At 75.6% G+C, this 12517-nt stretch carries 6 protein-coding genes and 2 pseudogenes; 4 read left to right on the top strand and 4 right to left on the bottom strand.

Annotated features, from left to right (window positions below):
* Nucleotides 1–115: 115 nt before the first annotated feature.
* On the bottom strand, nt 116–1099 hold the full coding sequence (locus ACFV6I_RS22665; RefSeq protein ID WP_363374037.1) for a helix-turn-helix transcriptional regulator: 984 nt from the start codon (nt 1097–1099) through the stop codon (nt 116–118).
* Between the two features lie 338 nt (nt 1100–1437).
* On the opposite strand from ACFV6I_RS22665, the gene ACFV6I_RS22660 reads away from it, so the two are divergent.
* The 4 genes and pseudogenes from ACFV6I_RS22660 to ACFV6I_RS22645 all read left to right on the top strand — a co-directional run.
* Nucleotides 1438–2682, top strand: coding sequence for an IS256 family transposase (locus ACFV6I_RS22660; RefSeq protein ID WP_380427299.1), 1245 nt, complete (start codon nt 1438–1440; stop codon nt 2680–2682).
* Between the two features lie 373 nt (nt 2683–3055).
* A complete protein-coding gene (locus ACFV6I_RS22655) occupies nt 3056–3184 on the top strand; it encodes a hypothetical protein (RefSeq protein ID WP_380427297.1) in 129 nt (42 codons plus the stop codon).
* Between the two features lie 61 nt (nt 3185–3245).
* Nucleotides 3246–3458, top strand: coding sequence for an MbtH family protein (locus ACFV6I_RS22650; protein ID WP_063349684.1), 213 nt, complete (start codon nt 3246–3248; stop codon nt 3456–3458).
* A 180-nt stretch (nt 3459–3638) separates the two neighbouring features.
* Nucleotides 3639–9236 (top strand): annotated as a pseudogene (locus ACFV6I_RS22645) (amino acid adenylation domain-containing protein); the annotation flags it as partial.
* A gap of 99 nt (nt 9237–9335) precedes the next feature.
* Here ACFV6I_RS22645 and ACFV6I_RS22640 read toward each other — a convergent pair.
* The 3 genes and pseudogenes from ACFV6I_RS22640 to ACFV6I_RS22630 form a co-directional block, all read right to left on the bottom strand.
* Nucleotides 9336–9719, bottom strand: a pseudogene (locus ACFV6I_RS22640) (flavin reductase family protein); the annotation flags it as partial.
* Nucleotides 9716–11551: an asparagine synthase (glutamine-hydrolyzing) gene (gene asnB / locus ACFV6I_RS22635; RefSeq protein WP_380427295.1), complete on the bottom strand. Its 1836-nt coding sequence runs from the start codon at nt 11549–11551 to the stop codon at nt 9716–9718. The gene asnB and the pseudogene ACFV6I_RS22640, both read right to left, overlap by 4 nt.
* Nucleotide 11552: 1 nt before the next feature.
* Complete coding sequence (locus ACFV6I_RS22630) at nt 11553–12332, bottom strand: hypothetical protein (protein WP_079135393.1); 780 nt, start codon at nt 12330–12332, stop codon at nt 11553–11555.
* Nucleotides 12333–12517: the final 185 nt, after the last annotated feature.

The following is a 12517-nucleotide window of genomic DNA, read 5'->3' as shown; positions in this document are numbered from 1 at the left end:
GCCGGGCGCCCCGCGCCAGATCCGCCCCCTGGCGCACCCCTCCAACGGCGTACACTAGCACCCCCCCCCCGGGGGGCCCACCCCCCCCCCCGCGGCCCCCGCCCCCGGGTGCCGGTCACAGGTCGTCGAGGGGTTCGTCCAGGACGCCCTCGCGGGCGATGATGTAGCCGAGGTGGCCGCGGCTGCGGCTGCCGAGGAGTTCGCTGGCCTTCTGGATGTGGCTGGAGACCGTACGGGTGCTCATGCCGAGGCGGGAGGCGATGGCCTCGTCCGTGTAGCCGTTGACCATCAGGCGCAGGACGTTCTGGCGGGTGCGGTCGGTGAGCAGTTGGGGGCGGTGGCGACCCTCCAGGTAGGTGACCGGTTCGGCGCGTTCCCACATCAACTCGTAGATCTTGAGCAGGTACTCGACCAGCGGTGGGAACTGGATGAGCATCGCGGCGGCCTCGCGGTCGGCCGCGGCCGGGACGAAGGCGGTGGAGCGGTCGCAGATGATCACCCGGTCGAACACCTCGTTCAGGGTGCGTATCCGGGCGCCCTGGGCGGTGACCTGCTCGATGTAGGCCAGCGTCGGGCCGTGCGCGCGCACGGTGTGCTGGTAGAGGGTGCGCTGGCGCACGCCGCGCCCGGCGAGGGCGAGGTCGCGCGGGAGGGCGTCCGCGAGGTGCTCGGGGCTGCGGCCGCCGCCGGGCTGGGCGGTGCGCAGTTCCTCGGTGCAGGCGGCGACGGCCTTCTCCAGCGCGGGGTTGATCTCCTCGCCCGTCAGGAGGCGGACCGGCAGCTGGGCCCGGCGCATGACGTCCTGGTAGGCGCGGTCGGCGGCGGTGAAGGCGGTGCGCAGCTCGGCGAGCCGCTCCTGGTGGCCCAGCACGGCGAGTTCGAGCGGCCGGGTCAGGCCGGTGGCCGCGATGTCGGGCGGGACGGGGGTCAGCCGCTCGCCGGAGCCGGGCACGGAGCGCAGCAGGCCCATCGCGAGCAGGCACTCGGGGGCGTCTCCGGCGGCGCAGCCCTCGGCCAGCGCCACCCGGTAGAACTCGACCCCCCGGTCACAGAGCTGCGGTGTCCCCATTCCCGCGCTGTTGTCCTGGGATAGGCACATCTGGGCATCCTTCCGGCTTCGGCATTGCGGTTTCACGAATGCCCGTACCGGCCACCGCCAGGCGTCTGAAATGGCAGGATGGAAATCACCTGTCGGTCGGAAGCCGTCCCCCCGGGCTCTGACTGCCGTGAGTGTACGCCCAAGTGGCGCGGAAATCAGCGGCCGACGGCGAAGCCGAGCGCGCCCGGAGGCGGGGGAGCCGACCGCGGCAGTGGCGGACCCGACCGTACCCGGCCGCGGTGACAGGCGGATGGCCGCCGTGTCGCGCCTGTCGCCCCGTCAGGGCGGCCGGGGCGGACGGTCGGCGGACGGAACGGCCGACAGACGGAGGGCACCCCTTGTTGCGAGCTGATCCCGGCCCGGCGGTCCCGCCCGTGGACCTGGCCGAGCTGGTGGACCAGCGGCTGGTGCGGCAGTTGGCGGAGGCCGCCGCCGAGCAGGTCGGCTCCGGCGCGATCCGGCTGCTGGGCGACGGCGGGCTGTTCCAGACGCTCGCCAAGCAGCTGATCGAGCACGCCCTGGAGCTCGAACTCCAGGAGCACCTGCGCGGGGCCGAACCCGGCTCCGACCCCGGCGCCAACGTCCGCAACGGCGCCCGGGCCAGACGACTGCTCACCGAGGTCGGCCCGGTCGAGGTGCGGGTGCCCCGGGACCGCCAGGGCAGCTTCACCCCCCGGGCCGTCCGCCCCCGGGCCCGCCGGCTGCCCGGCCTCGACCGGCTGGTCATCTCGCTCACCGCGCGCGGCCTCAGTTCGGGCGAGCTGGTGGCGCACCTGGCCGAGGTGTACGGCGTGGAGCTCAGCCGGGAGACCGTCTCCGCCATCACCGACCAGGTGCTCGACGAGCTCGACGAGCGGCGCCGGTGCCCGCTCGACCCCGTCTACCCGGTGGTCTTCCTCGACGCGGTGCGCAGCGGCCGCTCGGGCGGCCCGCTGGTGCACCTGGCGCTCGGGATCTCCACCGACGGCCGGCGCGAGGTCCTGGGCCTGTGGCCGGCCACGGACGGGGAGCACTGGCCGCAGGTGCTGGCCGAGCTCGCCGAGCGCGGGGTGCGCGAGGTCTGGGTGCTGGTCGGCGACACCGGCGGGGGCCTGGCCGAGGCGGTGGCCGCGCGGTGGCCGCGCACCGTGGTGCACGGCTCGATGGCCCACCTGTTGCACGCCGCGCTGCGGCACGCGCCCGGCGAGGACTGGGGTGCGCTCGTGCGGACGCTGCGCGAGATCTGTGCCGCGCCCACCGAGCGGGCGGCGATGGCGCGGCTGTCCCGGGCCGAGCGGGAGTGGGGTCCGGGCCACCGCGAGGTGTTCCGGGTGTGGCGGTCGGCCTGGCCGCTGCTCGCCGCCGGCTTCCGCTTCGGCCCCGAGGCGCGGCGTCTGCTCGCGGGCGGGGGCGCGCTGGAGCGGCTGCACGCCCGGCTGCGCCGGATCGAGCAGGCCTCGGGCCGGGTGCAGGACGAGCGGGCCGCGCTCAAGCGCGCCTACCTGGCGACGATCGCCCTGGAGTCGCCCGCCTCGGCGGGGCGGACGTGGACCGACGACTGGCCCGCCGTCCGCGAGGAACTGCGCCGGGGCTCGCACTGCTGACGCTCCGTCACCTCCCGCACTGACGCTCCGTAACCCCCGCCCCCGCGGCAGCTTCGGCGGCTCCTGGGGGCCGGGGGCCGGGGGCCGGGGCCTCCCTCGCCGACGCGCCGGGGGCGTGGTTTGACCGAAACCCTCGCCAGTGACCGGTTCCCACCACTGATCTGACAGTGCCAGGCACTCTTTGGATCAGATCTGTCTGTTTTTGACATGGTCTGTTCGGGCTTCCGGTTCCCGCAATGCGTGTTCCCGATCATGGCCAGAGCTTCCACCCCCGTTTGAGCCTCGGCAGGATGAATTTCCGAGCGAAGAGGGCCGACCGCCCCCTCGGAAAAAGGAATTAACGATGAAGAATCTTGCCGTTCGCATTCACCATATGCTCGGGATTCTCGCCGTTCTGCTGGTCGCCGGACTGGGCGTCCAGAGCAGCGCCGACCCGCACGCGCCCCTGGCCGCCGCCGCCCTCGTCTCGGCGCCCAACGCCGACTCCGGCTGGGGTCCGTGAGCCGCGCTCCGGCGTAATTCCCCCCTCCCCGAAATTTCTCCCAACAAAGAGGAAACCGACGATGGCGAACCCGTTCGAGGACCCCGACGCCAGCTACCTCGTCCTGGTGAACGACGAGGGCCAGCACTCGCTGTGGCCGGCCTTCAGCCCGGTGCCCGACGGCTGGCAGCAGGCCTTCGGCGCCGCCGGCCGGCAGGACTGCCTCGACTACGTCGAACAGCACTGGCAGGACCTGCGGCCGAAGAGCCTGCTCGCCCAGCAGTCCGGCCACTGACCGCAGCAGCCCAGCGCCGAAACCGCACCACCGCACCACCGCACCACCAAAACAGCCAGAACCGCGCCACCACGCCACCGCACCGCCGCTCCATCGACCGCCCGGGCCGACCGCCCCGAAGGTCGCCGAGCAAGCTGTTCCCGCCACCGCGGGGGCCAGCCGTACGAGGGAGAGAGCCACATGTCCGGGGTCCAGCAGACGCACAGAGCCGACCAGCGGCCGACCCTGACCGCGCTGGTCGACGCCCAGACGTCCCGCACCCCGCAGGCCCCCGCCCTGTACGCCGAGGGCACCACCCTCACGTACGCCGAGCTGGACGCCCGCGCCAACCGGCTGGCCCGGGTGCTCGCCGCCCGCGGCCTGGGCACCGAGGACATCGTCGCGCTCGCCCTGCCGAAGTCCCCCGAGGCCGTCGCCGCGATCCTCGCCGTGGCCAAGACCGGCGCCGCCTGGCTGCCCGCCGACCCGGCCTACCCCGCCGAGCGGCTGCGCCACATGCTGACCGACTCCCGCGCCGCCCTGGTGCTCACCACCGCCGAGGCCGCCGCCCAGCTGCCCGGGACCGGCGCCCCCCGGCTGCTGCTCGACTCCCCCGGGCACCTCGCCGAACTGGCTGCCCAGGCCGGCACCCCCTTCACCGCCGCCGAGCGGGTGCGGCCGCTGAGCGCCGGGAACACCGCGTACGTGATCTACACCTCCGGCTCCACCGGTGTGCCCAAGGGTGTGGCCGTCACCCACACCGGACTGCCCAGCATGATCGACACGCAGGTCGCCGCCACCGGGGTCGGCCCCGGCAGCCGGGTGCTCCAGGCCGCCTCGCTCAGCTTCGACGTCTCCGTCTCCGACCTGGCCGTGGCGCTCTCCACCGGCGCCGCCCTGGTGCTCCCCCGCGAGCAGAGCCAGCTGGTCGGCGAGCCGCTGGCCGCGCTGATCGAGCAGTACGGCGTCACCCACGCCGACATCGCCACCGCGATGGCGGCCACCCTGCCGGACGTGCCGCTGCCCTCCCTGCGCACCCTGATCGGCGGCGGCGAGGCCATCCCGCGCGAACTGGCCGCCCGCTGCGGCCGCGACCGCCTGATGCTCAACAGCTACGGGCCGACCGAGACCACCGTCATCGTCACCATGAGCGAGCCGCTCACCGGCGAGGAGCAGCCCCCGATCGGCCACCCCTGCCAGGACGTGCGCATCCACGTGCTGGACGAGCGGCTGCGCCCGGTCGAACCGGGCACCGTGGGCGAGCTGTACGTCTCCGGCCCGCACCTGGCCCGGGGCTACCTCGGGCGCCCCGGCCTGACCGCCGAGCGCTTCGTCGCCTGCCCCTTCGGCGAGCCCGGTGACCGGATGTACCGCACCGGCGACCTCGGCAGCCAACGGCCGGACGGGCAGCTGGACTTCGTCGGCCGGGCCGACGACCAGGTGAAGATCCGCGGCTTCCGGGTGGAGCTCGGCGAGGTCGAGCAGGCCCTCTCCGCCCACCCCGAGGTGCGCCAGGCCGTGGTGCTGGTCCGCGAGGACCGCCCGGGCGAGCGCCGCCTGGTCGGCTACACCGTCGGCGCCGCCGACCCGGCCGAGCTGCGCGCGTACTGCGCCGAGCGGCTGCCCGACCACATGGTGCCCACCGTCGTGGTGCTCGACCGGCTGCCGCTCACGCCCAACGGCAAGGTGGACAAGCGCGCCCTGCCGGCGCCGGTCTTCGCCGCCGCCGAGGAGGGCGGCCGGGCCCCCGCCGGGGAGCTGGAGCACACCCTCGCCCGGCTCTTCGCCGAGGTGCTGGGCCTGCCCGCGGTGGGCGTCACGGACTCCTTCTTCGAGCTCGGCGGCGACTCCATCGTGGCCATCCGGCTCGTCTCCCGGGCCCGGCACGCCGGGCTGCAGCTCACCCCCCGCGAGGTGTTCCTCTCGCCGACCGTCGAGGCGCTGGCCCGGATCGCCCGACCGCTGGAGGGGCCGGTCGTCGCCGAACCCGCCGGGGCCGGCCTCGGCGAGGTGCCGCCGACGCCCATCGTGCACTGGCTGGCCGCGCAGCACGGCGCCGTCGAGAGCTTCTACCAGTCCACCCTGCTCACCCTCCCCGCCGGGAGCGGGCCCGAGCACGTGGCCACGGCCCTCCAGGCGCTGCTCGACCACCACGACGTCTTCCGCGCCCGCACCTCCCCGCTCGCCGAGCGCCCCTGGACGCTGCACGTCCCCGCCCCCGGCGCCGTCCCCGCCGGGGCCGCGCTGCGGCACGTCGCGGGCCCGGCCACCCAGGAGGCACTGCGCGCCGAGACCGAGGCCGCCCGCGAGCGCCTCTCGCCCGAGGACGGCCGGATGCTCCAGGCCGTCCGGTTCGACGCCGGGCCGGGCCTGCCCTCGCAGCTCCTGCTCGTGATCCACCACCTGGCGGTGGACGGCGTCACCTGGCGCATCGTCGAGGAGGACCTGCTCGCCGCGCTCGCCGCCGTCCGCGAGGGCCGGGCCGTGGCGCTGGCGCCGGTGCCCACCTCCTTCCGCCGCGGGGCCCAGCGGCTCACCGCCGAGGCCGGGACCGACCGCCGGGCCGCCGAACTCCCGCTCTGGGAGGCCGCCCTGGCCACCCCGGACCCGCTGCTCGGCACACGCCCGCTCGACCCGGCCCGGGACACCTACGCCACCGAGGGCGTCCTGCGGCTCGTGCTGCCCGCCGAGACCACCCAGGCGCTGCTGACCCGGGTCACGGCCGCCTACCACGCGCAGGTCAACGACGTGCTGCTGACCGCGCTGGCGCTCGCCCTCGGCCACTGGCGCGGCGCGGCGACCACCGGTCCGGACGGCGCCGTGCTGGTGACCGCGGAGGGCCACGGCCGCGAGGAGGTCGTCGACGGCGTCGACCTGCACCGCACCGCCGGCTGGTTCACCTCCCTCTACCCCGTCCGGCTCGCCCCCGGGGCGCTGCCCTGGTCCGAGGTCACCGCGGCCGGCCCCGGGCTCGGCCGGGCCCTCGGCCGGGTCAAGGAGCAGCTGCGCGCCGTCCCGGACAACGGCATCGGCTACGGCCTGCTGCGCCACCTCAACCCGGCCACCGCCGCCGTGTTGGAGGGGTACGCCGATCCGCAGGTCGAGTTCAACTACCTGGGCCGCTTCGCGCCGGAGGGCGTCACCGCCGAGGACGTGCTCGCCGGCACCGAGGCGATGAGCGAGGGCGCCGCGACCGGCCTCGCGCTCGGCCGGGTGCTCGGCCTGGACGCCACCACCGTCGACACCCCGCAGGGCCCGCTGCTGGTCGCCCAGTGGTCCTACGCCACCGGGCTGCTCGCCGAGGAGCGCGTGGCCGCGCTCGCCGAGGCGTGGTTCACCGCGCTGCGCGCGCTCGCCGAGCACGCCGACCAGCCGGACGCGGGCGGACACACCCCCTCCGACTTCCCGCTCGTCACCCTCGGCCAGTCCGAACTGGACCAGCTCGCCGAACACCACGCCCCCGCCCGCCTGGTGGACGTCTGGCCCACCTCGCCGCTCCAGCAGGGCATGGCCTTCCACGCGGCGTACGACACCGACGGCGCCGACGTCTACACCTCCGTCTGCACCTTCGACCTCACCGGCCCGGTGGACGCCGACCGGCTGCGCGCCGCCGCCGAGGCGCTGCTGCTGCGCCACCCCAACCTCAAGGCCGGCTTCCACCAGCGCCCCGACGGCCCGCCCGTGCAGGCCGTACCGGACGGCGTCGAACTGCCCTTCACCGTCCTCGACCTGACGGCGCACGCCGACCCGCAGGCCGAGGCCGCGCGGATCGCCGCCGCCGAGTACGGCCGCCGCTTCGACCTCGCCCGGCCGCCGCTGCTGCGCTACACCCTGCTCACCCTCGCCCCCGGGCGCCACCAGCTGATCGCCGCCGCGCACCACATCCTGCTGGACGGCTGGTCCACCCCGCTGTTCGCCGAGGAGCTGTGGGGCCTGTACTTCCAGCAGCCGATGCCCCCGGCCGCCCCCTACCGCGAGTACCTGCGCTGGCTCACCCGGCGCGACGGCGCCGCCGCCCGCGCCGCCTGGGCCCGGGCCCTGGCGGGCGCCGACGAGCCCACCCTGCTGGCCCCCGGCCGCTCCGCAGCCGCCCCGCAGCTGCCGCTGCGCCTGCACACCGGCCTCACCCCGGCGGACACCGAGGCGCTGGCCCGCACCGCCCGCCGCTACGGCGTCACCCTCAACACCCTCGTCCAGGCCGCCTGGGGCGTGCTGCTGGCCCGGCTCACCGGGCGCGAGGACGTGCTCTTCGGCACCACCGTCTCCGGCCGGCCGCACGACCTGCCGGGCGTGGAGCGGATGGTGGGCCTGCTCATCAACACCGTGCCGGTGCGCGTCACCCTCGACCCGGCCGAGAGCTGGGGGCAGCTGCTGCTGCGCCTCCAGCACGAGCAGTCCGCGCTGCTGGACCACCAGCACCTCAGCCTCACCGAGATCCAGCAACTCGCCGGAGTGGGCAGCCTGTTCGACACCGTCACGGTGTACGGCAACTACCCGGACCCGTCCGCCCTGGGCGAGGCCGACCCGAGCGGCGCCACCCACGTCACCCTGGTCGAGGACGTCGACAGCGCGCACTACCCGCTGCTGCTGGCCCTCACCCCGGGCGACGGCCTCCAACTGCGCCTGGACCACCGGCCCGACGCCTTCACCCCCGCCGAGGCACGCACCCTGCTGGACCGCTTCCTCGCCCTGCTCGACCGGATCGTCGCCGACCCGGCCGAACTCGTCGGTGCCGTCCAGGTGTTGACCGAGGAGGAGCGCGAGCGGCTGCTGACCGGCGGGACCGGCGCCACCGCGCCGCTGCCGGAGGCCGCACTGCCCGAGCTGTTCGAGGCGCGGGCCGCCGAGACGCCCGACGCGGTCGCGCTCACCGCCGACGACGTCGAGCTGACCTACGCCGAACTCAACGCGCGGGCCAACGGGTTGGCGGTGCGACTGGTCGAGGCCGGGGTCCGCGCCGAGACCCCCGTCGCGCTGCTGATGGAGCGCTCGGCCGCCCTGGTGGTGGCGATCCTGGCCGTGCTCAAGGCCGGCGGCGCCTTCGTGCCGCTGGACGGCGCGCAGCCGGCCGAGCGCCTGCGGGCCGTCCTCGCGGACTCCGGGGCCCGGCTGGTGCTGGCCGACACCGCCCACCGGGCACACCCCGCGCTGACCGGACTGGACGTGCTCGACCCCGAGGGCGCACGAGACCCCGAGGGCGACGACACCGCCGGGAACCTCGGACTCCCCTTGAGCGCCGACCAGTTGGCGTACGTGATGCACACCTCCGGCTCGACCGGCGTGCCCAAGGGCATCGGCGTCACCCACCGGTCCGTGGTCGACCTCGCGCTCGGCGGGGCGTTCGCGGGCGGCGGCCACGAGCGCGTCCTGCTGCACTCCCCCGTCGCCTTCGACGCCTCCACCTACGAGCTCTGGGTGCCGCTGCTCTCGGGCGGCCGCGTGGTGGTCGCCCCCGCCGGGCGGCTCGGCGTCGCCGAGCTGGCGACCGCGATCGGCCAGGGGCGGGTCGGCGCCGCCTGGATGACGGTCGGGCTCTTCAACGTGCTGGCCGCCGAGGCCCCGGAGACCTTCGCCGGGCTGCGCGAGGTGTGGACGGGCGGGGACATCGTCTCGCCGGCCGCCATCCGGCGGGTGCTGGAGCACTGCCCCGGCCTGCGGGTGGTGAACGGCTACGGACCGACGGAGACCACGACCTTCGCGACCCGCCACCCGATGGCCACCGCCGCCGAGGTCCCGGCCGCCGTCCCGATCGGGCGGCCGCTGCCCAACACCCGGGTGTACGCGCTGGACGCCGGGCTGCGCCCGGTCCCCGGCGCGGGGCGGCGGCGCCCGGCGCGCGCCCCGGCCGACCAGGATGGTGTGGTCGCCGCCGGGCAGGGTGCCGTGCAGCCGGCAGTCGAACCAGGCCAGGGCGTCGTCGACGAGCGGGGCACCGGTGACCGCCGTCCGCATCGGCACCGCGGTGAAGCCGCCGAGCGCACGCCCGGCCCCGGGGGTGGCGAAGCGCCGGGCCACCGCCGACTGGCCGTCCGTCAGGACCGAGAGGCCGAACCGTCCGGCGGCGCGGGCCGCGGCCACGAGCGGGCTGTGGCGGCTGACCGCGACGGTGACCAGCAGCGGGTCGAGGGAGAGGGTGCTGAAGGAGGAGACCGTCTTGGCGAAGACCTCCTCGTCCGCGCGGGTGGTGACCACCGCAACCCCGGTGGTCCAGCCGCGGGAGGCGGCCCGGAAGGCCTCCTCGGTGGCCTTCGCCGTGGTCACGGCCGCCGCGGGGCCGCTCATCGCAGCCCCACCCGGTAGGCGCGCAGCCACTCGTCGACCTGGACCAGGTGGTCGAGGCCGCCGACCGGGTTAGGCGCGGTGCGCGGGCTGGGCAGCGGGCGGCCCTCGGCGAGCAGCCGGCGGACCAGCTCGCGGTCCACCAGCTCGAAGACCGGCGCGTTCGGGTCGGCCAGCAGCTCGTGCGCCCGGGCGGTCAGCACCTCGGTGTAGCGGACGGCCGGGGTGGACGGGTAGCCGCTCTTGGGCCGGTCGGCGACCTGCGGCGGGAGGAGGTCCCGGACGGCGTCGCGGAACAGGCCCTTGGCCCGCCCGTCCGGCGCCTTGAGCGCCCACGGGACGTTCCAGAGGTACTCCACCAGGCGGTGGTCGCAGAACGGCACCCGCACCTCCAGGCCGACCGACATCGACACCCGGTCCACCCGGTCCAGCAGCGGGGGGAGCCAGCGGGTGAGCGCGAGGTGGAAGACCTCGCGGATCCGCGCGTCGGCGGCCGACTCGCCGGGCAGGCGCGACACCTCGCCGAGCGAGCGGTGGTAGGCCGCGGCGGTGTACTCCTCGGGGCGCACCTCGGCCCGGACGTCCGGGCGCAGCAGGTCCGCGGGCGTGGCCTTGCCGTGCAGCCACGGGAAGGTCGGCGCGGCGACGGCCTGCGCGTCGTGGAAGTACGGGTAGCCGCCGAAGATCTCGTCCGCGGCCTCGCCGGAGAGTGCGACCGTGGAGCGCCGCCGCACCTCGCGGAAGAGCAGGTGCAGCGAGGCGTCCATCTCGCCCCAGCCGGGCCGGTCCCGGGCGCGCAGGACGGCGTCGCGGGCGTCCAGCAGGTCGTCGTCGGGCACCAGGACGGTGGTGTGCAGGGTGCCGATGTGCTCGGCGGCGGCCTGCACGTACGGGGCGTCGAGGGTGGTCCGCCAGGCGTCCGGGGTGCGGTCGGTGCTGCCGGGGAAGTCGACCGAGAAGCTGGCGATCTTCCCGTGGCCGGCCCGCGCGCGGGCGGCCGCGGCCAGCGCGGTGACGGCGCTGGAGTCGACGCCGCCGGAGAGCAGGGTGCACAGCGGCACGTCGCTGATCAGCTGCCGCTCGACGGCGTCGGCGAGCAGGTCCCGGACGGTGCCGCGGGTGGTCGCGGCGTCGTCCCGGTGCTCGGCCGACTCCAGCCGCCAGTAGCGGAGTTCGCGGGTGGCGCCGCGGCCGACGACCACCAGGTGGCCGGGCCGGACTTCGTGCAGCCCGCGGAACAGGCCGTGGCCGGCGCTCGGCGCGGCGGGCAGCGCGAACAGTTCGGCGATGCCCTCGGTGTCCAGTTCGGCGCGGAACAGCGGGTTCGCGAGCACCGCCTTGGGCTCGGAGCCGAACAGCACCCCGGTGGCGTGGGCGTGCCAGTACAGCGGCTTGATGCCGAGGTGGTCGCGGACCAGCAGCAGTTCCTCGCGCGCGGCGTCCCACAGGGCGTAGGCGAAGATGCCGTTGAACCTGGTCGGCGCGTCCTTGCCCCACTGGAGGTGGGCCCGCAGGACCACCTCGGTGTCGGAGCGGGTCCGGAAGACGTGCCCGAGGGCCTCCAGCTGCGCGCGCAGCTCGCGGTGGTTGTAGAGCTCCCCGTTGTAGCAGAGGACGGCGCCGGCGTCGGGCCCCGGGCGGTCGGCGAGCGGCTGGGCCCCGCCGTCCAGGTCGATCACGGACAGCCGGCGGTGGCCGAACGCGGCGTGCCGGGAGAGCCAGACGCCGTCCGCGTCCGGGCCGCGGCAGGCCAGGGTGGCGGTCATCTCCCGGACCGTCCGCGCCTGGTGGCGCAGGTCGGTGTCCCAGTCGATCCAGCCGGTGACACCGCACATCTCAGGACTCCCCCGGTTCGTCGTTGGCGGCGGGCCCGGCTGCGGCGCTCGACTCCCAGCGGCAGCCGTGGCCGGTCGGGCCGTTGGTCAGGCGGTGCGCGGGCCGGTAGCCCTTGGCGCGGATGTTGGCGGACAGCGCCTCGGTGCAGTAGGTGCAGGGCGAGGCGAGGGTCAGCTGGACGCCCGAGCGGCGGGCCTTCTCCCGGTAGTCCCAGATCGCACAGTGCGTGATGGTGAGCGCCGCGTGCTCGGCGCCGGGCGGCTCCTCGTCGTCGAACTCGTACTCCGAGCCGTACAGTTCGGCCTGCCGGGCGATCCGGTGGATCGGGTCGGCGGCGCCCCGGCCGTGGTCGGGTTCGACCTCGCGGTGCACCTCGGCATTGGACCGGGCCCAGTCGCCCAGCCCCTCCTCGCCGTAGCGGCGCACGAGGAAACGTTCCATCAGCGCCTGGTCGCGGAAGAACACCCGCTGCCACTCCGGGGCCGGGGCGTCCGGCGCGGGGAGGTCGGCGAAGAGCTCGGACTGCAGCACGAACCAGTCGGTCAGGTGCAGCCCGTTCCCGCGCGACACCAGGTACCGCGTCAGGCCCGCCTCGGCCTCGTGCAGCCGCTGGCGCCAGAGCGCCGACCGCTCGGCGTCCGACATCGCGCGGTACGGGGACCTCGGCTGCTCCGCGCCGGGGCTCCGGTGGCTCGCGGCGGCCAGCACCGCCGTGCGCGGGCCGGCGTCGGCACCCGCCGCACCGGTGGAACCGGTCGGACCGCCGGTCCTGTCGGACACACCCCCCATCGGGCCATCTCCCTTCGGCTGGACGATCCTTCGGACCGTCGTGTGGTGGTCGTTTCCCGCCACGCTACGGAGCTGGCCAGGCGCCCCGGTAGCCCCGAACGGCGCCGCTCAGGGCGCCGATCGTCGCCTCGCGCATGCTCCGAAGGTCACCTGCGGGAGGCGGCCGGAACACGACG

It is taken from the genome of Kitasatospora sp. NPDC059803 (assembly GCF_042732255.1).
GTDB lineage: Bacteria > Actinomycetota > Actinomycetes > Streptomycetales > Streptomycetaceae > Kitasatospora.
The sequence above is the reverse complement of the archived record's forward strand: the minus strand, read 5'-3'. Positions and strand labels throughout refer to the sequence as shown.